Here is a 21,322-nt window from a genome sequence, read left to right as displayed (position 1 = left end):
ACCCCCGCGACCCACCAGACGGCGCCCCGCCGCGTGTGACCGCCGGACGACGCACCCCAGGCCCCTCCCGCCGGAGGCTGACCGGGTAGTTGGGGTGGTGGGTTAGGCGGTGGCTATGGGGTGGGTGGGGTTGGCTACCCAGTTGGACCAGGAGCCGACGTAGAGGGCCGCCGGGTAGCCGGCCAGGTTCAGGGCCAGTACCTCGTGGGCCGCTGTGACGCCGGAGCCGCAATACGCGCCGACCGGGGTGCCGTCGGTCACGCCCAGGGCGGTGAAGCGGGCGTCCAGGTCTGAGGCGGCCAGGAAGCGGCCGTCGGCGGTGACGTTGTCGGTGGTGGGGGCGCTGACGGCGCCGGGGATGTGGCCGGCGACCGGGTCGACGGGCTCCACTTCGCCGCGGTAGCGCTCGGCGGATCGGGCGTCCAGCAGGACACCGGTGTTCGCCAGGGACGCGGCCTCGTCGGCGGTGAGGACGGGCATGCCGCCCGGCACGGCGGTGAAGTCGCCGGGCGAGGCGGTGGGTTCGTCCTTGACGATCGGCAGGCCGAGGGCGTCCCAGGCGGGCAGGCCGCCGTCCAGGACCTTGACCTGGTCGTGGCCGAAGTAGCGCAGGTTCCACCAGGCGCGGGCGGCGATCGTGGAGCCGGCGTCGTCGTACACGACCACGGTCTTGCCCCGGGTGACGCCCAGGCGGCGCATCGCGCTCTGGAAGTGCTCGGCGGACGGCAGCGGATGCCTTCCCCCTGCGCCGGGCGCGGCGGCCAGGTCGGCGTCGAGGTCGCAGAAGAGCGCTCCGGGCAGATGACCCTCGCGGTAGCGGTCGATGCCGGGCGGCCCGCTGATCCCGCCGCGTACGTCCAGCAAGGTCACGGCATCGCCTAGCTCGGCCAGCTCGGCCGGGGTGATGAGCGGGCTCATCTGCTGCTTACCTCCAGAAGTGGTATGAGTTGTTCGGCGGTGGTCATCGAGCCGTGGTAGCCCGTGAAGGCCGCCTCCAGCTTGTGGGCGGTGTTGACGATCGCCAGGTCGGTGTACGGCACGGCCACCACGTCACCGATGCGTTCGATCCACTCCGCCTTCACCTTCGGCCCGAACCAACCGGCATCGACGGCCTCCTGCCTGGACACCACCCATGCCCGCCCGGCAAGGGTCTCACGCCAGGCCTCGAGGACGGCGTGCGCCGCACCCGGTTCCGCGTACACGTGTCGCGCCCTCGCCTCCCCGCCCAGCATCGCGACACCCGCGCACAGGTCGGGCGTCTGGTCGGCCTCGATCTTGTCGCGGGCGTTGACCATGCCGTGGTCGGCGGTCACGTACAGCACGCCGCCGGGAGGCAGGGCGGCGGCCAGGCGTTCTGCCAGGCGGTCGACGATGGCGAGCTGGTCGAGCCATTCGGGGGTGCCCCAGCCGGTGAGGTGGCCCATGGCGTCGAGGTCGCCGTAGTAGACGGTGACGTGGGCACGCGGCTCGGCCAGGGCGGCGGCGGCGGCCTCGACCCTCTGGTCGACGGTGTCGGCGCCGAGGTAGCGGATGCCGCGGTAGACGGCCTCGGTCAGGCCGGTCCCCTCGTACATGGCGGGCGCCACATAGCTGCAGGTCACGCCCGCGGCGGCGGCGCTCTGGTAGACGGTCTCCGCGGGCTGCCAGGTGAGGGGGTCCATGACCTGCTTGTCGGGCAGGGTCCAGCGCAGGCAGTTGAACAGGTGTCCGGCGCCGGGCACGGCGAGCATGAGGCCGAGCATGCCGTGTTCGCCCGGGGGCAGGCCGGTGCCGAGGGAGCAGAGGCTCGTGACCGTGGTGGACGGGAACCCGGCGGTCAGCACCCTTTTCGTGGCGCCGGACAGGAACGGCGCGGTCTCGGGATGGGCGGCCAGCAGTTCGGCGCCCAGGCCGTCGACGAGGAACAGACAGACGCTGCGGGCGGGTTCCAGCCCGAGCACGTTGCCGTCTCCCACTCCGAGCGCGGCCATCAGGGAACGCGGCAGATCCGGCAACGACGACCCACCATAACCGGGCACCAGCGGAACAGCGTCCAGACTCATGACCAGATCCTAATAACACCCACAAACCAGGGCATATCCCTACGGCTCAGGCAAATCCCATAAACCACCCCGAACCCGGTCACGTCAGAAACCCCCAAGAGCCCGTAGGTGACCCGGTGAAGGTTGTGCCCGGCCCGGCGCCGCCCGGTGCGGGCTTTTCAGCCTTAGGTGGGCAAGGGCGGAGTCGTCACGGCGGGATGTCTCGGGCGTTCACTACCGGCTGTGAAGGGCGCGCGCCATCGCGGCGGGTGGGGCAAGCCGGCGCCGCCGTAACAGAGAAGATCCCCAGAGGGCGCGACTACGAGGAAGCGCGCGCCGTCGCTTCGGACAGTGTCTTGGCGAACGCCAGGACGTGGGACACCGCCTCGGGCCCGTCGGCGGCCTCGCTGACGCGCAGGGAGAGGTCGTCGGCGGTGATCGCGCCCGTGTAGCCGTGGTCGGCGTCGCAGTTCTCGTCGCCGCAGGTGGCGGGTTCGAGGTCGACGTGGGAGATGGCGCCCCAGCCGATGGTCAGCGTGACCTCGGTCGGCGGCACGCCGGGGACGTAGGTCGCCGGGTCGGGGACCACCCTGGTCACGGCGACGGACTGTACGCGGCTCAGGCGTACCGCCTCGGTGGTGGTCGAGGCGTGCGAGGCCGAGACGCCTTCGACGGCCGGATGCTCGTCGGTGTGACAGACGAGCAGGCGCGAGGCGGACAGCACCAGCACGGTGACGTGCCTGCGCACCTCCATGGCGGGGTCGAACGTGGCCTCGTGATGGACCACATAGGCCGTCACGGCCTCCTTGCCCAGCGCGGATTCGACCGCATCCGTGACGAGGTCGGGGTAGTAGCCGCTGCGCTCGATCGCCTCACGCAGACCCGCGGCTGAGACTCGGGTTTCCCTCATGGGTCCATCCTGCCAGGGCTCGGCAATGCTCTCACCCACCGGACAGACCACCTTATACCCCGCCCTGTTCCTCCTTTCCGCGCCCATTCCTCTCTTGCGGCCATCGACACCATTGCGGTGGTGCTCGCCGCCGTTTCGCTCAAGCCGGCCTTTCCGTTACGGCCGGCCACGCCCACCCCCACCCGCCGACCATGGCCGGGGACATTCCAGGGTCACGGCAGGCAGGCCGCGCAAGCGCACCACCGCAACGCGCGCCCCATAACCAGCCGACAGCGCCGGAACCACCCGATCTTGCAGCAGCCCACAGTCAGCCGAGGCAGAGGGCGACGCAGCCAGCGGAGGTCAGGCTGGACGGGGGTGAGGGCGGGCGGAGTCAGGTCAGGCGGCGGGGGCCGCCGTCTTGGCGGGGGCCGGGTGGGGTTTTGAGCACGGCCCTGGCGCCCAGGACGATGACCTCGCTCTCCCCCACCAGCACCTGGTCCAGGTCCAGCCGGGCGACCTCCGGAAGGTCGTGGGCCAGGCGCCCCACACGTACCAGCAGGTCTTCCAGGGCTTCCACCGCCACCGGCGGGTAGCCGTACTCGCCGAACAGCAGCGGCGCCGCGCGGACCGACCGGATCAGTCCCGCCGCGTCCTCCGCCGTCAGCGGTGCCAGCCGGAACCCCTCGTCCTCCAGCAGCCGGGCGGTCACGTCGCCCAGGCCGAACGAGACGACCGGGCCGAACGCCGGGTCCTCCGCCACGCCCACCACGGTGGGTACGGCGGGCTGCGGCACCATCCGCTGCACCGCCAGCTCGACGCCATCGCCGTACTGCCCGGCCAGCTCGGTGTAGGCGGCCCGGACGGTGTCGGGCCCGCCGAGCCCGAGCCGTACGGTCCCGGCCCGCCTGGCCGCCTCCGCTCCGGTCACCTTGACCACCACGGGCCACCCGAGCAGTTCGGCCGCCTCCGCCGCCTCGTCGAGCGAGCGCACGATCGGCGCCGGCCACACCGTGATCCCGTAGCAGGCCAGCAACTCGGCGGCATCGATCTCGACCGGCCCCGCCCCGGCCTCCCGCCCCGGGAGACCGCCTGACGCGAACCCCTCGGCCGCCTCAGCACCGACGGCCGCCGATCCCCCAGCCCCGACTTCAGGACCGCGTGTCTCCGCGGGAGGCAGGTCGAGGTGGTGGGTGACGAGGGTGTGGGCGGCCTCCGGGTTCAGGTCGGGGAGTTCGGGGGGTGTGCCCGCGGGATGCGCCAGCCAGGCCGAGTACCGGACCACGTGGGCCAGGGCCCTGACCGCCTCCTCGGGCGCCGCGTATGACGGGATCGAGCCTCGTGCCGGGGTGTGGCCCACGCGGAGATCCGGGTGCATGCCCAGATGACCCTCGAACGTGGCCAGCACGGGCTTGCCGGTGTCCCGGGAGACCTTCAGCAGTTCGGCGGCCACTCCGGCGGTGTCACCGGGGATCGGTGGCATGTAGATGACCACGGCCGCGTCCACCTCGTCGGCGGCCAGCACGTCGGCGAGAGCCGTACCGAACTCGGAGGGGCCCGCGGTGGCGCCGAGGTTGACGGGCGGGCGGGGCTCCAGGCCGGCGTCGGCGCTGGCGTGGACGGCGAGCAGGCCCATCGCGTCGGAGTTGGTGACCAGGCCGACGCGGGGGCCCGCGGGCAGCGGCTGGTGGGCCAGGAGCTGTCCCACGTCGAAGAGCTGGATGAGGTCGTCGACGCGGATGAGCCCGGCCTGGGCGAACAGCGAGCTGATCGCGGAGTCCGGCAGGCGCAGGGCCCGCGCGGAGTGGCCGACGGGGGTGCCGCCGCTCTTCACCGCCACGATGGGCTTACGGCGGGCGATGCGCCTGGCCAGGCGGGTGAACTTGCGCGGATTACCGAGGGATTCGAGGTAGAGGAGGATGACCTCGCTGGCCTCGTCCTCCTCCCAGTACTGCAGGAGGTCGTTGCCGGAGACGTCGGCCCGGTTGCCGGCCGACACGAACGACGAGATGCCCATCCCGCGCTGGGCGACCCGCTGGAGCAACGCGGTGCCGAGCGCGCCCGACTGGCTGAAGAAGCCGACCCGGCCGCGGCCGGGCAGGGTGGCGGCGAGGGTGGCGTTCAGGCGGGTGGCGGGGTCGGTGTTGGCGATGCCGAGGCAGTTGGGGCCGACGACGCGCAGGCCGTAGGAGCGGGCGATGCTGGCGAGTTCGTCCTGTCTGGCCCGTCCGCCCGCACCGGTCTCGCCGAAGCCGGAGGAGACCACGACCAGGCCGTGCACACCCTTCTCCGCGCACTCCTTCACCACGTCGAGAACACTTTCCGCGGGCACGGCCACGACCGCCAGATCCACCTCGCCGTCGATGGCGCCCACACTGGGGTACGCGCGCACGCCCGCCACCGCCCGCACCTCACGGTGCACCGGGTAGACCGGGCCGGTGAAGTCGGCGGCCAGCAGGTTGCGCAGGACGGTCTGGCCGACGCCGCCGGGTTCCCGCGAGGCGCCGATGACCGCGACGGAACCGGGCGTGAGCAGGCGTTCGATGGAACGCGCCTCGGCACGGTGCTCGCGGGCGGCGGTCACCTCGGCGGAGGTCTCGGTGGGGGCGAGGTCGAGCGTCATGCGAACCACGCCGTCGGCGAAGCGGCTCTGCGCGGTGTAGCCGGCCTGGCGCAGCACGCCCATCATCTTCATGTTGGCGGGCAGGACGTCGGCGATGAACGTCTCGATGCCGTTCTCATGGGCGGTGGCCGCCAGGTGTTCGAGCAGCACGGAGGCGACGCCGCGGCCCTGGTGGGCGTCCTCGACGAGGAAGGCCACCTCGCCCTCGGTGGCGCTGACCCGGTCGTAACGGATGACCGCCACCATCTCCGTGCCGATCGTGGCGATCAGGGCGACCCGGTTGGTGTAGTCGACGTTGGTGAACCAGGCCACTTCCTTGTCCGACAGCTTCGGACGCGGGCCGAAGAAGCGGAAGTAGATGGATTCGTCGGACAGCCGCGAGTAAAAGGAGAGAAGCCGGTCGGCGTCGGCCGGGCGGATCGGACGCACGTGCGCGGTGCCGCCATCGGCCAGCACGACGTCGGCCTCCCAGTGGGCCGGATACTGTGCATCCACAGTCCCGAGCGTAGACCTGCATCCCAGATGCCAAGACCGTTGGGCAACGCTTGTGCATCGACTGGGCACCTGTGTCCGGTCTCCGCCCACGGGCAGGCCGAGAGCTGTTAGTTTTGCGGCGGCAGGCATAGCGAGAAGACGCAAGGTGGTGGCCTCATGACGCGGGTCGTCGTGGTGGGCGATCTCATGACCGACGCGGTGGCGCGCGCCCGTTATGCGCTCGCCAGAGCCAGCGACACACCCGCGATCGTGACGATGCACGGCGGCGGATCGGGGGCGAACATCGCCTCCTGGCTGGCCGTGGAGGGTGCCGAGGTGGCCTTCATCGGCCGCAGGGGCGCCGACATCACCGGCCGCAACCGCGACATGGAGCTGATGGGCTACGGCGTGGACGCCCGGCTCGTCATGGATCCCGAGCGGCCGACGGGCACCTGTGTGGTTCTCGTCACCCACAAGGGCGAGCGGACCATGCTCTCCGACCCCGGGGCCAACGCCGCCCTGTCGCCGGAGGACCTGCCGCGTGACCTGTTCAGCGGCGGTAGCCATCTCCATCTGTCCGGCTACACGCTGATCAACGAGGGTTCCCGCGACGCCGGTCTGGCCGCGCTGGACATGGCACGGCGCGGCGGCATGACGATCTCGATCGACTGCTCCTCCTCGGCGCCGCTCGAGCGCACCGGGGCCGAGCCGTTCCTGGAGTGGACGAACGGAGCCAAGCTCCTGTTCGCCAACGCCGACCAGGCCAAGGTGCTGACCGGACGCGACGACCCCGAGGCCGCCGTCAAGGTGCTCACCGCGTGGTTCCCGCAGGTCGTGATCAAGCTCAACGCGGACGGCTCCCTCTGGTACACCAACGGCCGCCCCGACCCGGTCCGCGCCGCCGCCGAACCCGTCGACCGCATCGTGGACGGCACCGGCGCCGGCGACGCCTTCACGGCCGGCTTCCTGCCGCCGTGGCTGGCCGGCAAACCCCCGGCCGAGGCGTTGGCCGCAGGCAACCGCCTGGCCGCCAAGGCCATAGTCCACCTGGGCGCCCGCCCCCGCCTTTAGAGCCGGGCAGGTCGGTGGCTGTCTGGCCTGCGGGGGCTCCGTAGGCCCTGGGTCTGCTTGACGAGGCACGGGGCGTCGATCTCCATGGGAGACGGGACCGCACAGGCACGCCAGAGGTCCACCGCAGCTCCAGCGCCGGGAAGAACAACCCGGTGGGTCCGGTATCGGTGGGACCGCCCAGGGGGTGAGCGTGCGCGCGTCGCGGCGGGTCAGCGGTGAGGCGGAGGAGCGTCACCCTGGAAGGGCGGCCACGCCTGACGGCGGGTGGGGGTGGGGCGGCTTGCCGTAACGGATAGACCGCCCGTAAAAGACCAGCGCACGGAAAGAGCACTCGGCTGAGTACCCCCTACTCAGGCGGAGAGGTGGGGTGCGGCGGAGGATCGGCGGCATGACAGCGGCTGAATTCTCGCGTGCCCAGGACCGCTTCCGGATCCCGAGGGCGCGGCGTTTCGACTGGCTTGATCCCGTAGGCCCTCCGCTGCGTCGTTTTCCCGGCCTCGATCGGCGGTTGCCGCTCGTGTGGCCGGACCCGGTCATCCCCGAGTGGCCGGAGTTCTGGCCTATCAATCCGCGCGGGTTCCCGCCGCTCCAACCCCCCTCCGGGACCGAACGCCACCAGCTGACCATCCCGGTCTCGCCCACCGACACCCCCTCCGACGACACCCGCTACGAGAGTGCCGACGGCTCCACCATCCTGGTCCTGCCCCGCTACGACCTCGCCTTCGACGGGGAGGAGCCGCGCATCCTGATCGTGGACCGCGCGGGCACGCCGACGCTGGTCGTGGTGGCCGTGCAGGTTCCGACGGGGCTGGGCGAGCTGCCGCACGAGCTGTCGGTCTCGCTGCGCTACCGGGTGCCCGAGCTGACCGGCGGCTCCGTGGTGGTCGAGGTGGACTTCCCCGCGACCGGCCTGGACGACACCGGCACCGTGGTCTCGGCCGAGCTGCCGCTGACCGGCCCCGGCCTGCGGCAGCAGCTGCTGGCGGCGATGAGCTCGCTGGAGGCCCGCGCGACGGTCGTGGTCAAACGCGGCATCACGGTCGCGGTGCCCAACCCGATGTTGCTGATCGAGCCGCCGCCGCCCCAGACCTACCGCGAGGTGGCGCTGCTGCTGGAGTGCGTGGCCGGGCCGAGCCCGCTGCTGTTGTCGGACGCCCAGCGTGTACGGCTCGGCGGCGGCACCACCCCGACCGGCGTGCAGGGGATGCGCCGGTTACGCGTTCAGCACGAGGGCCGGGGGCATTCGTTCTGGCAGGACCCGGCCAGGCCCGAGCACTTCTACTTCCTGCCCGACCGGTTCCTGCTGGGCCGGCTGCCCGGGGCCGGACGCCGGCCGGCGCTGAACATCCGGGCGACCAGCGCCGCGCGGGAGGAGGACGTGCGGGTCACGGTCGAGTTCATGGCCAGGCCGGTCGTCTCGACCGAACGGCTGGCCGCGGCCGAGCCGGTGCTGGCCGAGGAGGCCGGGCGGATGGGTTCGACCGCGCCGGTCCGGATGGAGATCCTGCCCGACGCCCAGCCGATGCTGCGCCTGGCGCTGCCGCAGGACGGGGCGGCGCCGTCCGGGCTGACCGAGCGGCCGAAGGCTCAGGTGGGGCTGGAGCAGGGCGTCACCCACGCCGAGACGTTCACGCTCGATGACTTCAGGCTCGTGCACGCGGCCTTCTTCGGCGCCTCGCTGAACGTCATGAACGGCGAGGTCAGAGTGGGCGCGGGCGGCGGCCAGCCCGAGGACGTGGAACTGGAGCTGCGCCTGGGCGACACCGCCGGCGACGTCCTGGAGCTGGTGCCGCTGACCGCCCTGCCCAACCGCGTCACCGCCCGGCTGGTGAACGCGATCGAGAGCCCGGTCCGCGTGGACCGGCTGAAGGCCGTGGCCGTCGCCGCCGGCCGCCGGGTGCCGCTGACCGTCGAGGGCGGGCCGGCGGGCAAGCTGCTGGCGCCCGGCGAGGAGCTGGAGATCGCGCTGGTCCCGGCCGAGCCGCTGCCGGACACCGGCGCGTACACGATCGTGCTCGACCAGTCGGGCGTGGCGGTGCAGGTGGACAAGGAGGCGGTCTGGAAGGCGGTCTTCGACGACAGCGCCAAGCCGCGCCTGAGCCGGGAGGTGAGCGTGGTGGCGGTGCCGGCGATGTTCGGCGACCCCTCGGGTGACCGGGTGGCGCTGTTCGTGGTCTCGATCGTGGGCGCGCAGGGGTCGGTGCAGCTCAGCGAGACGGAGCTGAAGGCCACGACGCTCGTTCACGTGCCGGTGAGCTCGCTGCTGACCGGCGCCCCGATCCCGCCGCTGCGCTACAGGACCGAGACCATCTGGCAGTCCGGCCTGGTCGGCGTCAGCCCGGTGCGCGAGACCGACGCGACGATCCTGCCGCCGATCAAGACCCGTCCGAACGCGTAGGAGGAGCGATGAGCGTGCTGCAAGGGCTGCCCGACCTGGGCGCCCCCGCCGGCTCCGGGTTCGCGGCGTTCGGCAGGGAGGGCCTGGTCGTCTCGGTGCCCGACCGCCTGGAACTGGCCCGCCGCGACGACGTGCCCGAACTGCTGGTGTCGTTGGAACGTTCCCTGACCTTCCCGCCGTCCGGGCTGCTGGAGCTCGCCTTCACCGCCCTGTCGTCCACGCCGGGGGTGCCCGCCGAGGTGCGCGAGAGCGTGCTGGAGCTCTCGGTCGTGCTCGGGCCGATCTCGCCGCCCGCGGTGCTGGCCGCCGACCAGCTCCTGGGCGCGCGGCTGGCCATCGCGCTGACGCCGGAGGCGGCGCAGGTGATCGCGCGCCTGGTCGAGGACACCACCCTCCCGATCGAGGCCGCGGTACGGCTGGCCGTGCGGGCCGTGGCCCCGAGGGCGGCGTTCCAGACCGTGTTCGACCCTCGTGACCTGGCCGCCCGCCTGGCCACCCGCCTGGGGAGCGGCGCCCGGGTCACGCGTTCCGCGCTGGTCCTGGCGCTGGCCGATCTGCTCGGCGCCGGCCCGGACGCCGCCGAGGCGCTGGCGCTGCGCGCGGCGCCGCTGGTGGCCGTGCCCGCCCCCGGCGCCGGCCTTGACCTGGTCCTGCGCGCGCCCGCCGAGGTGGCCCACGGCTCGGTGCGCCTCGACCTGGCCGAGCCGGCCGCAGTGATCGCCCACCGGGTGCTGTCCTTCGACCCGTTCGCCGCCGCGCGTGAGGTGGCGGGCGGCTCGCTGGACCGGCACGTGCGGCTGATCACCCTGCCCGGGCTGCCAACCGGGCAGGTGCCGGTCCACGTCTCCGCCAACCTGCCGGAGCCGGTCACCGACCTGCCCACGCTCCTGGGGGACGTGCGGTTACCCCCCGCGCCGCCCAAGCGTCCGCACGCGGTCTCCGGCAGCCTGGCTCTGGATGGCGCCGGCCGTACCGGAACCTTGACGCTGACGCTCGCGGCCGGTGAGCTGCCGGCGGGCGAGGCGCGGCTGCGGGCGCTGATGTCCACGGGCGAGGAGGCCGAAGGGCCGTGGCGGCCCTTCGACCGGCGGCACATCGTGCTGGACCGCGACGACTTCCCGCTGCCGCTGCGCGTGGTGCTGGCCTCCGACGCGCTGCTGGCGCTGGCGACGGTGGACGTGATCAGGCAGTCCGGCCGTACGGCGGGGCGGCTCGCACCGGGCACGCCCACGGTGGCGGTGCCCGACCTGCCCGGCGACCCGGTGGCCAGGCTGGTCATCCGGCCACTGGGGCGGGGCCGGGTGCTGGAACTGCCGGTGGACGACCGGCAGCGGCTCGACCTGGACCCGGCGGTGCTGCCGGGGTTCGGCGGGCACCGGGCGCGGCTGGTGGCTCTGCGTCCGCCGGTCACCGTCGAATGGGCGCCCGAGGCGGAGACGGAGGTGCGGCGGGTCCCGCTGAGCGTGGCCCGGCCGGAGGCGGAGATCGGGTGGACGGCGGACTCGCCGTTCCGGCCGGGCATGCGGTGGCGGGTGGCGCCGGGGCCGTGGTCGGAGCCGGTGGACGGGCCGGTCATCACCGTGGACCAGGCCGCCCCGGTCGTGGTGGACGGCGTCGAGCTGGTGCCCGATCCGCGGGATCCGAGCGTGTGGGTCTATGTGCCGCCGGGGCCGTTCCTCGACCGCGAGCCCAGCCTCCTGGTGGCGGGCGAGACGGCGTTCCTGCAGCTCACCAGCCGGATCGACCTGCCCGAGCCGGCGAAGGCGGCGCTGCTGGGCGCACTGGCCGGGCGGGCCGGGCAGGTCCGCGCGCTGCCGGTCGAGGTGCCGCGCGTGGCGCTGCAGGTGAAGGAGGACGGCATCTGGCAGGACGTGGCCACCGGCGGCAGTTCGGGGTCGCCGCCCTGGCGGACCGCGCTGTCGGCCGTGCTCGGCCCTTCGCGGGCGGAGGCCGTGAAGGCGGCGTTGTCGGGGACGGCGGGGCGGGCGCGCCTGGTCGCCGAGCTGATCGAGTCGGACATCGTCCGCGTCCAGAGCCGCGATCTCGCGGATCTCATCAAGTAGGGAGAAAGCTCATGCTCTTGTTGCTCGAATCCATCCAGACCCCCGACGCCACCGTCTACCGCGACAGCGACAACCCGCTGAAGTTCTACGTCCTGCCGGAAGATCCGACGATGCGGATGGAGAACGGCAGGCCGGTCTTCAAATACCTGATCTACCGGACGCTCAAGCCCCTGCCCAACGGGGGCAACGGCGCGGCGCTGGTGTTCATGGACATCGAGCTGGCGCTCAACGAGACCCAGACGGCCGCGCTCGCGGTCCTTCTGGCCGAGAAGGTCACGCAGGAACGCGGACCGGGCGCCCAGCCGGTGGACCCGAAGGCGATCGTCCTGAGCAAGCCCGAGTTCACCGCGGGCAGCGTCACCGTGGACATGCTGGGCGGGTCCGGCAACCTCGTGCAGCGCGTCAACCACGCCGGCAAGCCGTCCATGTACGGCAACAACATCGTGGCCATCTCGGCCGAGCTGACCGAGTTCGGCGCGTCGATCTTCGAGGCAGCGATGAAGACCGCCGGCGCCGGCGGCGTGCGGGTCACCTACGACCTGTCGTTCGCCGCGCGGCTGCCCGAGGTGCGGGCCACGGGCCACTGGACGGCCAGCAAGTTCTACAGCTTCGTCCAGCAGGTCGACTTCGAGGAGAACTTCTGGTCCGAGGACGACTTCACCGAGAGCGTCGACGAGATCTTCATCAACTCCGAGTCGCGCGTCGTGGACATCGACCCCGGCGTGCTGCCGAGCGACCACCCGGTGCTCAACACGGTCAGAGGGCTGATGACCCAGCACCTCGACGACGCCATCAAGCGCAACCTCATCGAGGCCATCCCGCCCGAGAACCGCGACTTCTCCAAGGTCCGCGACGCCGACTTCGAGAACATCAAGCGCAGCGTCATGGTCAACAAGTCGTCGGACGTGTTCATCCAGTTCAGGGAGAAGCAGGTCACGACCGTGACCAAGGGTCCGCAGGCCAACGTCAAGTCGATCACCGAGATGGGGCTGAAGTTCGAGGACTTCTCCCAGAAGGTGGACGCCGACCATCCGTTCCTGCGCCAGCTCAACCTCACCATCCAGGTCAACGCCGAGTTCGAGGTGCTGCCGATCTTCAGCGTGGACGTGACCGTCGACTTCCCGCCGCACACCGCCAAGCACGGGGTCAGGACGTTCACGTTCAAGAAGGCCGACGACGTGGGCAAGTTCGACGCGTTCCTCGACGGGCAGCCGAAGAAGTTCAAGTACCGCTACGTCGTCAACTACAAGGGCGAGAGCCGTACGTTCACCAGCCCGCTCATCGACCACGAGGGTGACGACCTCAAGATCAACATTGATGACCTCGGTCTCTGGATGGTCGACGTCGAGATCGGCGACATGAACTTCGACCAGGTCACCAAGGCCGTCCTGACGCTGCGGCACCCGGAGATCGCACCGGGCGACCGGCCGGCCAAGACGTTCCAGATCGACAAGAACTTCACCAAGCAGAGCGTCAAGGCGGTGCTGCTGCAGCCCGCGCAGCCGTATGGCGGGTCGCTGAAGTACTTCATGAAGGACGGCAGGGAGTTCGTGCGTGAGCTCGCCGGGCTGACCGACAAGACGTTCATCGTGGACGACCCGTTCTCGGCCAACAAGACCATCCAGGTACGCAGCAGGGGCGACTTCGAGCGTTCCATCGACACGATCTTCATCGACTTCGACTACACCGAGACGGGCAACGACTTCCAGCAGACCCCGTCGGTGATCATCGACAAGGGCAACCGGGGCGTCAACGTCAGCTTCCCCGTCATCGACGAGGCGAAGGGCAAGCTGACCTACCGGGCGATCACCACCTTCCGCGACAGTCGCGTCTCCGACCCGGGCCCGAAGGAGCTGACCGAGCGGACGCTGGTGGTCGGCGAGCAGGCCAACATCCTGAGCGTCACCGTGCTGCCCGACCTCATCGACTGGACCACGGTCAAGCTCGCCACGGTGGAGCTGACCCACGGGGCGGAGAGCGAGACGTTCGTCTTCCGCAAGGGCGAGGCCACCGAGCGGACCTGGGAACTGGCGCTGCCCGACGGGGAGAAGAAGGAGTACCGCTGGTTCGCGAAGTTCTTCATGGAGAACGGCGACTCGGTCACGGACCGGTCACAGGAGCCGGTGGACGACGAGAAGCTGGTCGTGGAACTGCCATGATCATCGAGGCTCCGCCGTACTTCATGATCGACGGTGTCACCGTGATGCGGGACCACTCCGACCCGCGCCAGTTCTACTACCTGCCGCTGTCGCCCTCCTTCCGGATGGAGGGCGGCGTGCCGGCGTTCAGCCTGCTGAAGTTCTTCTCCACCTCGGGGACGGGCGGCTTCGCCGACTTCGACGTGCACCTCGGCCTGGGCCCCCAGCAGTTCGCGCAGGTACGCGCGGAGGTCAAGCGGCTGGCCGGGCTGGCCGACGAGCCGAACCTGGCGCCGCTGCCGGTCTTCGACGGCGGCGTCACGCTCATGCTGTTCGGCCAGCAGAGCGGCGGGAGCGGCGGGACCTTCGTCAAGGCCATCCGGCACGGCGGCAAGCCGTCCCTGTTCGGCGACAACAACGCCGCCTTCTCCGTCGAACTCGACGCGCGCGGCGTGGAACTGCTCGACCAGGCCATGGAGCTCGCGCTGTCGCCCATCGGCGTCGTCTACCAGCTCGACTACCTGGCCCTTCGCCCCGCCTACCACGTACGGCTGAGCATCGACTGGAGCCGGGCCCAGGAGATCCTCGACGAGTCGTTCGGCCAGGAGGGCCTGTTCACCTCCGTCCAGATCCAGGACGTCATGGAGAAGCTGGAGGAGCAGCGGGCGATCGTCTTCGAGGTCGACACCACGGTCCCCGAGGACACCGAGTCCGGCACCTTCGCCGCCCGCAGGGACGCCGCCGCGGCCCGCGCCCGCGACATGATCACCGACGCGTTCTTCGAGAGCTCGCTGGACCCGCTGCGCGAGCCGCCCGACGGCTGGGACCGGGCCCGTGAGGTGGTCCGCTCGTTCTCCCCCGCGCGCAGCACCCCGCTGGGCGTGTTCACCTACAAGAAGACCCACTTCACCAGGATCGACCGTAAGCGCCTGGACGTGAACCTGTCCGAACGCTCCACGGTCCGCCGCACGATCTACCCGCAGGGGCACCTGAGCGGGTTGTTCCGCGAGAGCGGCGGCGTGGACAGGACCAAGCACGTCAAGGTGATCAACGCCGACCATCCGTGGTTCCAGCGGCGCCGGGTCAAGGTCATCTCGCACGCCGACTTCGCCAAGGACCCGGTGCGCTCGATGACGGCCTTCCTCACCTACCGGGGCGAGGTCAAGAGCGTCCACCTCGACCAGGCCCGTCAGGAGGACACGGTCGAGTGGCTCTCCCACGTCGAGGACGGCAAGCTGATCGAACCGGTCGCCCTGCGCTTCGCCGTGGACCTCCACCCCGACCCGACCGGCGAGCGGCCGCACCGGCTGGAGTCGGAGACGACGCAGGTCACCGGCGAGACCGCGCCGATCCAGCCGCGGGCGCTGTTCGCCCAGGAGCAGATCCCGGTGCTGACCCGCGCGTCGTTCCCGTGGGAACGCTACCCGCTGGTGCAGGTGGAGCTGCGCTACGACGACCCGGGCCACGGCATCCGCCAGCACGACGTCGTGCAGCTCACGCAGGGCCACCCGTCGGACACCTGGGAACGGTTCCTGGTCGGCGAGCCCGCCGGGCCGGTCATGGCGCGGATCACCTACCGGGCCGCCGACAACCGCGACCGGGTCACGCCGCTCGCGCCGGTCACGCAGCCGCTCATCGACGTGCCCGACCCGTTCCCCGCCCGGCTGCGGGTGACGCTGACGCCCGTCCTGGACTGGACGCGGGTGGAACGGGCCTTCGTCGACCTGTCGTACGAGGACCCGACCAACGGCATCCGGATCGGCGACTCGATCGAACTGGTGCAGGGGCAGCAGCCGCGGCAGTTCGTCGCCGACCGCCTGGACGTGACGGTCGAGCGGGTCGCCTACCGGGTCACGATGCTGATGCGCGACGGGAGCGTGGTCAAGGCGCCGCGGTCCAGCACCCTGCGTTCCCAGATCTTCGTCGGCCCGCGCGGGCAGCGGGCGATCGCGGTGCGGGCGCCCGGCGACTTCGACGGCCTCAAGCGGATCGAGGTGGCGGCCAGGACGCCCGGCGGGTTCTCCGACGCGTTCACCTTCGAGTCGGGTGGCGCCAGCGCCGTTTTCGACTACGAGTTCACCACCCAGGCGGACGACTTCTACGAGCTCAGGGTCGAGCGCTTCTTCACCAACGGGCTCAAGTCCACGCGCGACTGGCAGGTGCACGACACCGACGCCGTCGTCGTCTGACCGGGGAGGCCGGGATGTTGCAGTTGGGGTCGCAGACGTTCGAGGTCGACGGGGTCACGGTGTTCCGCGACCACGCCGATCCTGACCAGTTCTGGTATCTGGCGACGGAGGTGGTGCTGCGTACCCGCTCCGACGGGCGGGCGGCGTTCAGCTTCCTGCAGTACCGGCCCGACGTGAAGGACGCGGGGATCGAGGGCGGGGGCTTCCTCATGCTGGAGACGGCGGTGACCCTGCCCGCCGCCACCCGGAGCAAGATCCTGGGTCAGGCGCAGGCGCTGGCGGCGAACCCCCGGCTGGCGGCGGCGCCGGTGGAGGCCGGCAGCGTGCGGTGCCTGGCGCTGAACCTGGAGGGGCCCGGCGGGACCACGGCGCCGCCCGGCGCGTTCACGCCCGTGACGCGGATCATGGGCTCTGCCAAGCCGTCGCTGGTCGGGGAGGAGACTGCGGCCTTCTCCCTGGTGCTGGACGAGGCGGGGGCGACGATCCTGGAGGCGGCCTTCGCCAACGGGCTGACGCCGATCGGGGTGGTCTACGACCTGACGTACTCGGCGCTGACCCCGGATCTGCACGTGGAGATCACCGCGGACCTTGACCGCGTCTACACCCATTTCTCCGCCGGGCTGGAGGCGCAGATCTACTGGCTGCGGGTGGGGATCGACGCCGGGTTCGAGGAACTGGTCGCGAACGGGGCCATCACGATCAAGGTGATCGACTTCGAGGGGACCGGGGACCAGGCGGAGAAGTGGGCGCTCGACTTCTTCAAGACCGACCTGCTGTCGAAGTGGTTCGAGCCGTCGCTGTCGCTGGGCAAGCTGCAGGGCCCGACGCAGCCGGAGGGGCTGGACGCCATCTTCGACCGGGCCAAGAAGCTCATCAAACCAGGAACCCCATCCGGCGGAGGCACCCCACCCGGCGGAACACCCCCAGGCGGCACCCCTCCGGGCGGCACTCCACCCGGCGGCACTCCACCCGGCGGCACTCCACCCGGCGGCACTCCACCCGGCGGCACTCCACCCGGCGGCACTCCACCCGGCGGCACTCCTCCCGGAGGAGCCCCGCCCGGGGGCACGCCACCTGGGGGCAGCCCTCCTGGCGGCAGCCCACCTGGAGGAACGCCGCCACCGCCGCCTCCTCCTCCTCGGCCCGCGCCCGGCCCCCAGGAGGGCGGCGCGGCGTCCATCCCGGCGCTGGTCTCCTTCAAGCTCAAGGTCCTCCGTCAGGAGGAACGCAAGAAGGTCACCCTCGTCTTCGAACGCCGCAAGGCCGTCAAACGCACCTACGCCCCCCAGGGCTTCGTCGGCCTCCTGCTCGACGATCTGGCCGACAAATCGTCGTATTTCCTGAAGGTTGATCTGGCCGACTCCTTCTTCAAGAAGATCGACGTCGACGTGGCCGCGCCCGTGGACTTCGCGGACATCGGCCTGTTCGCCACCGACGTGGCCATCGACTACGGCGGCAACGGCCCCGAGGACTTCCGCCTCACCCAGGCCGCCCCCGGACCGGCCCGCTTCACCACGTTCCTGAACGCCGCCCGTGACCTCGACTTCACCGTCGGCATGGAGCACCACTTCCTCGCCAACTCCGGCTGGATCGGCGAGAAGCTCTCCTACCAGGTCCCGCCCCGCCGTACCAAGGACCGCACGCTCAAGGCCGACCCCCAGGACGACCTCGGCTTCCTCAAGCTGGAGATCTTCCCGAACCGCATCGACCCCGGCATCGTCGACGCCGTGGACGTGGACCTGCGCTACGACGACGGCCACACCTTCCAGCGCCGCGACATCTTCCGCGTCCGCCCGAAGGACGCCGCACAGCAGTGGCGCCTGCGCCTGACCAGGCCCGCGGAAAGGTCGTGGACCGCCCAGCTCACCCACCACCTGAGCGACGGCACCACCCGCGTCACCCCGGCCTTCTCCGGCGACGCCTCCTTCCTGCCGGTCAACGACCCCTTCCCCGACTCCCTCGACATCCTCGCCCTCCCCCTGTTCGAGCAGGGCACGGTCAGGATGGCCTTCCTGGAGGTGGAGTACGACGACCCGGCGAACAACTACCACCGGCGCGCCCGCCTGGAGATCCCCGGCAGCGCCGTGAGCCCGCTGCCCCTGCGCGTCGCGCTCGTCGAGCCCGCACGGCGCGAGTTCCGCCACCAGGTCACGATCATCCGCCAGGACGGCGCGCTGATCCGCCACCCGCAGGCCCTGGGCGTGGACACCCTGATCGGGATCCACCTGTGAAAGCGGCCCTGCGCGCGATCGCCGGCCACGACCTGCCGCCGCTTCTGGACGACCTCCTCGACCGGCTGGCGGCCGGCCGCTGGCCGGAGGTGACGTGGCGGTGGAGCCGCCTGACGCCCTCGGGCTGCCCGGTGGAGCTGACGCCGGGACCCGACGGGCTGAGCTGGGCGGCGGAGGTGGCGCCGCCGGAGTTCCCCGACGCGGACCGGCTCGGTGAGGTGCTGCGCGTGCTGGAGGAGGCCGGGCAGCCCTGCCTGGAGCCGCTGCCGGGGCGGGTGGCTTCGGCCAGGTTCGGGGCGTGGATCGGGGGCAAGCCCGACGGACGGCTCAAGGTGTACGCGGAACTCGCTGACGGCCCGCCGTACCCCATGCCGGAGCCTATCGCCGCGGTGGTGGCGAGGCTGCCGGTGGGCGCCCGCCCGCGCATGGCCGGGGCGGAGCCGAAGACGGGCAAGACGGAGCTGTACTTCCGGCTGCCGATGCTGGACGACCCGCTGGATCTGCTGCCGGTGCTGCTGGAGAGCGGCCACGCGGCGGCCGTGCGCGCCCTGGAGGAACACCTCCCGGGCGGGCTCGGCCGCCTGCGCGGCCGGCGGCTCGGGCTGAGCGTCGCCTGGCACAGCGGGTCGCGGGGCAGGCCGCGGCTGGCGCTGTTCGCCTCTGCCAGAACACTCTTCCCTGAGGAACCCGAGCCGCACCCCGGCGTTCGCCGGGGCCTGGTCACGATGGGCCTGGACCCTGAGGGTCTCAGCCTTCCTGTGGTTGTGGCACTCTCGCCCGTCCCCGCGCGGCCCTGAGCCGTCCCGCCCAGTGGACCACGGCCATCGCGGCGGCGAGCGTCTCGGGACCGAGCAGCAGCGTGGCGCAGCCGAGCCGGTACCAGAACGTCACGGTGAGCGGGCCGAGCACGAGACCCTCGGCGGTCCATTCCAGGACGGTGACGATGACCGGCAGCAGCAGGAACCAGAACCAGGCCAGGACCCCGGCGAACCCGGCCAGCCAGACCCACCGGAACCACCGGGCGGCGCGGAGGTCGGCCGGTGCGGCGGCGGCCAGCTCCTCGGCCTGGGCCGGGGTCAGCCGGCCGAAGGCCCGCCGCAGCATGAGCGACTTGACCTCCCACAGGTTGCGGCAGCCGAGCCAGTTGACCAGGACGGCGTACAGGTCGGTGCGCATGAAGATCATGCACTGCCAGAGCAGGCCGGTGAGCTTGACGAACACCCAGACGGCGAGGGTGTCGTCGACGGGCTGCGGCGGGCCGGTCAGGCGGATGCCGAGCAGGACGGCGAGCGTGACCACGTCGATGGCCATGCCGCCGAGCAGCGGCCCGTAGCGTCTGCGCCGGGGAACACTCCACACCTGGGTGAGGTCGGTCTCGAAGACCAGCAGCATCATGCGCCGGTCCACGCCGAAGCGGGATCTGATGCCGATCGCCCGCGCGGCCAGCCAGTGCCCGGCCTCATGCAGCGCCATCGACGCCATCGAGAACGGCACCAGCAGCAGCGCGCTCAGCCCGATGTCGGCCAGCACGAACGCGTCCTCGCCCGGCTGGGGGAAGAGGCGTGGTTCGACGACGAAGACGGCCAGGCAGAACACCGCGCAGGCGGCGTAGATCGTCCAGGCGACCGGGCCGAAGAACGGCCTGACGTGCTCCTCTCGTACGCCGCCGAGCCAGCGTCTGCCCTGGATGGGTGCGGTCTTGGGCGCCTCCTGTTGTTCGCCGTCGTCGACGAAGCCGAGTTCCTGGAGTACCTCGACGAAGGAGGGCACGTCCACGGGTTCGCCGGCGAACGCCTCGGCCTCGCGCGCCGCCTCCTCGGTGGTGGCGCCGCGCTGCAGGGCGGAGATGACGACGCCGCCGACCGCGGGGATGGTGATGAAGGTGCCCGATTCGGGGTCGCCGACCAGGACCTCCTCGCCTTCCTCGACGAGGCTCAGCGGGCGCAGCCGTACGGTCTGGGTCATGGGGTGCCTCTCCGCGGGGCGAGCGCGCAGGCCGGACAGCCGGGATCGGCCGGGAACGGCTCCCACACCGGCACCAGTCCCGTCCTGAGATCGAGCATCACGCGCGCCCCCGCGGCCCGAGGCGGCTCGAATCCGGTCAGGTAGCGCAGCGCCTCGTAGGCGATGAGCGAGCCCATCTGCGCGGCGATGGGGCCGATGAGCGCGTTGTTGAGCTGGAGCCCCTGGCTGAGCCGCTGGGCGACGCCGCCGGAGGTGGGCGAGCTGGGATCGGGCCGGTCGGACTCGTCGCACAGCAGGCACGGGCTCCTGCCGGGGTCGACGGAGCAGTACATCAGCTGCGTACGGCCCATGCCGCCGGCCACGAGCGGGATGCCGGCGCGCAGGGCGGCCTCGTTGACCCACAGGTGGGCGCCGGGTTCGCCGTCCAGGCCGCCCGCGATGAGGTCGACGCCGTCGGTGAGGTCCTTGAGGTCCTCGGGTCCGGCGATCCACCGGTCGACGGCGCGTACCTCGATGGCGGGGTCGTACTCGCGTACCCACTCCGCGGCCCGCTCGACCTTGGACCTGCCGATGTCGGCGTGGCGGTAGAGGAACTGGCGGGCGAAGTTGCGCGGGGCGACGTCGTCGCGGTCGACGATGGTCAGCCTGCCGACGCCGAGGCCGGCCAGCGACTGCACGACCGAGGATCCCCCGCCGCCGGCCCCGAGCACCAGCACGTGGGAACGGCGCAGCCTGCGCATCATCTCGGCCCTGGACACGCGCAGGCCGGAGAAGGCGCCCAGGAACGTCATGGTGGAGAAGTGGCGTTCGTCGGCCTCCGGGTCGCCGAGCCAGCGTTCGCCCGCGTCCTCCAGCAGCCCGAGCGAGTCGAGCCCGTCGAGTCCGTCGGCGACGTCGTCCTCGCTCAGCTCGACCCCGCGCGCCCGCAGCGCGGCCGACAGCCCGGCGGCGGTGGCGGGGCCCTTGGCCAGTTCGTCGAGGAGGGCGGCGACCTGGCCGCCGGGGTCGGCCAGCGTCAGCGCCTCCCGGGGATCGTGCACCAGGACGAGATCCTCGCCCAGGGACTCCCAGGCGCATTCCTTCAGAACGACTCGCACAGCCTCTCCTCGAAGGACGGTCAGAGCGGATCGGGCGAGGTAGCACCGTCCTCGCCCGATCGCGGTGAATCAGGCGTCCCGAACGGTGGCCTTGACGGCCTCGACCTTGCGAACCTCGATCTTCATGCGAACCTCCCTTCCCCGCGTCTCTACGTGATCAACA

At 71.5% G+C, this 21,322-nt stretch carries 13 protein-coding genes; 7 read left to right on the top strand and 6 right to left on the bottom strand.

All coding sequences use genetic code 11. From position 1 onward, the window contains the following. Positions 1 to 102: 102 nt before the first annotated feature. From ACFWYW_RS03875 to ACFWYW_RS03860, 4 genes are all read right to left on the bottom strand, one after another. Positions 103 to 918 (bottom strand): sulfurtransferase, encoded by an 816-nt coding sequence (locus ACFWYW_RS03875; protein WP_379609526.1) that lies wholly within the window; start codon positions 916 to 918, stop codon positions 103 to 105. Next, complete coding sequence (locus tag ACFWYW_RS03870; RefSeq protein WP_379609525.1) at positions 915 to 2,042, bottom strand: alkaline phosphatase family protein; 1,128 nt, start codon at positions 2,040 to 2,042, stop codon at positions 915 to 917. The genes ACFWYW_RS03875 and ACFWYW_RS03870 overlap by 4 nt, the downstream gene beginning before the upstream one ends. A 298-nt stretch (positions 2,043 to 2,340) precedes the next feature. Further along, positions 2,341 to 2,931 (bottom strand): DUF5998 family protein, encoded by a 591-nt coding sequence (locus ACFWYW_RS03865; RefSeq protein ID WP_379609524.1) that lies wholly within the window; start codon positions 2,929 to 2,931, stop codon positions 2,341 to 2,343. Between the two features lie 373 nt (positions 2,932 to 3,304). Further along, a complete protein-coding gene (locus ACFWYW_RS03860) occupies positions 3,305 to 6,028 on the bottom strand; it encodes a GNAT family N-acetyltransferase (protein WP_379609523.1) in 2,724 nt (907 codons plus the stop codon). A 156-nt stretch (positions 6,029 to 6,184) separates the two neighbouring features. Between ACFWYW_RS03860 and ACFWYW_RS03855 the strand changes: the two genes are divergently transcribed. The 7 genes from ACFWYW_RS03855 (at position 6,185) to ACFWYW_RS03825 (ending at position 18,894) form a co-directional block, all read left to right on the top strand. Then, entirely contained in the window at positions 6,185 to 7,078 is an 894-nt protein-coding gene (locus ACFWYW_RS03855) for a carbohydrate kinase family protein (RefSeq protein WP_379609522.1), read from the top strand. 388 nt (positions 7,079 to 7,466) lie between these two features. After that, complete coding sequence (locus ACFWYW_RS03850) at positions 7,467 to 9,476, top strand: hypothetical protein (RefSeq protein ID WP_379609521.1); 2,010 nt, start codon at positions 7,467 to 7,469, stop codon at positions 9,474 to 9,476. A gap of 8 nt (positions 9,477 to 9,484) precedes the next feature. Next, positions 9,485 to 11,539 (top strand): hypothetical protein, encoded by a 2,055-nt coding sequence (locus ACFWYW_RS03845; RefSeq protein WP_379609520.1) that lies wholly within the window; start codon positions 9,485 to 9,487, stop codon positions 11,537 to 11,539. A gap of 11 nt (positions 11,540 to 11,550) precedes the next feature. After that, positions 11,551 to 13,698, top strand: a complete 2,148-nt coding sequence (locus tag ACFWYW_RS03840; RefSeq protein ID WP_379609519.1) for a hypothetical protein — start codon at positions 11,551 to 11,553, stop codon at positions 13,696 to 13,698. After that, complete coding sequence (locus ACFWYW_RS03835; protein WP_379609518.1) at positions 13,695 to 15,866, top strand: hypothetical protein; 2,172 nt, start codon at positions 13,695 to 13,697, stop codon at positions 15,864 to 15,866. Before ACFWYW_RS03840 ends, ACFWYW_RS03835 begins: the two co-directional genes overlap by 4 nt. A gap of 14 nt (positions 15,867 to 15,880) precedes the next feature. Next, positions 15,881 to 18,097 (top strand): hypothetical protein, encoded by a 2,217-nt coding sequence (locus ACFWYW_RS03830; protein ID WP_379609517.1) that lies wholly within the window; start codon positions 15,881 to 15,883, stop codon positions 18,095 to 18,097. Beyond that, positions 18,094 to 18,894, top strand: coding sequence for a hypothetical protein (locus tag ACFWYW_RS03825; protein WP_379609516.1), 801 nt, complete (start codon positions 18,094 to 18,096; stop codon positions 18,892 to 18,894). The genes ACFWYW_RS03830 and ACFWYW_RS03825 overlap by 4 nt, the downstream gene beginning before the upstream one ends. Here the strand turns inward: ACFWYW_RS03825 and ACFWYW_RS03820 are convergent. Together ACFWYW_RS03820 and ACFWYW_RS03815 are read right to left on the bottom strand one after the other, a co-directional pair. After that, positions 18,845 to 20,062, bottom strand: coding sequence for a hypothetical protein (locus ACFWYW_RS03820; RefSeq protein ID WP_379632170.1), 1,218 nt, complete (start codon positions 20,060 to 20,062; stop codon positions 18,845 to 18,847). The genes ACFWYW_RS03825 and ACFWYW_RS03820 overlap by 50 nt on opposite strands. Continuing rightward, positions 20,059 to 21,159, bottom strand: a complete 1,101-nt coding sequence (locus ACFWYW_RS03815) for a HesA/MoeB/ThiF family protein (protein WP_379609514.1) — start codon at positions 21,157 to 21,159, stop codon at positions 20,059 to 20,061. Before ACFWYW_RS03815 ends, ACFWYW_RS03820 begins: the two co-directional genes overlap by 4 nt. Positions 21,160 to 21,322: the final 163 nt, after the last annotated feature.

The sequence above is a fragment of the Nonomuraea sp. NPDC059023 genome (assembly GCF_042740095.1).
Lineage (GTDB): Bacteria > Actinomycetota > Actinomycetes > Streptosporangiales > Streptosporangiaceae > Nonomuraea.
This window is presented reverse-complemented; position numbering and strand designations above follow the sequence as displayed.

Excerpts from the sequence above, each read along its gene's own strand:
- ACFWYW_RS03845 (WP_379609520.1), top strand. The coding sequence starts at position 9,485 with ATGAGCGTGCTGCAAGGGCTGCCCGACCTGGGCGCCCCCGCCGGCTCC.
- ACFWYW_RS03870 (WP_379609525.1), bottom strand. The coding sequence starts at position 2,042 with ATGAGTCTGGACGCTGTTCCGCTGGTGCCCGGTTATGGTGGGTCGTCG.
- ACFWYW_RS03875 (WP_379609526.1), bottom strand. The coding sequence starts at position 918 with ATGAGCCCGCTCATCACCCCGGCCGAGCTGGCCGAGCTAGGCGATGCC.
- ACFWYW_RS03830 (WP_379609517.1), top strand. The coding sequence starts at position 15,881 with ATGTTGCAGTTGGGGTCGCAGACGTTCGAGGTCGACGGGGTCACGGTG.
- ACFWYW_RS03820 (WP_379632170.1), bottom strand. The coding sequence starts at position 20,062 with ATGACCCAGACCGTACGGCTGCGCCCGCTGAGCCTCGTCGAGGAAGGC.
- ACFWYW_RS03865 (WP_379609524.1), bottom strand. The coding sequence starts at position 2,931 with ATGAGGGAAACCCGAGTCTCAGCCGCGGGTCTGCGTGAGGCGATCGAG.
- ACFWYW_RS03840 (WP_379609519.1), top strand. The coding sequence starts at position 11,551 with ATGCTCTTGTTGCTCGAATCCATCCAGACCCCCGACGCCACCGTCTAC.
- ACFWYW_RS03855 (WP_379609522.1), top strand. The coding sequence starts at position 6,185 with ATGACGCGGGTCGTCGTGGTGGGCGATCTCATGACCGACGCGGTGGCG.
- ACFWYW_RS03850 (WP_379609521.1), top strand. The coding sequence starts at position 7,467 with ATGACAGCGGCTGAATTCTCGCGTGCCCAGGACCGCTTCCGGATCCCG.
- ACFWYW_RS03835 (WP_379609518.1), top strand. The coding sequence starts at position 13,695 with ATGATCATCGAGGCTCCGCCGTACTTCATGATCGACGGTGTCACCGTG.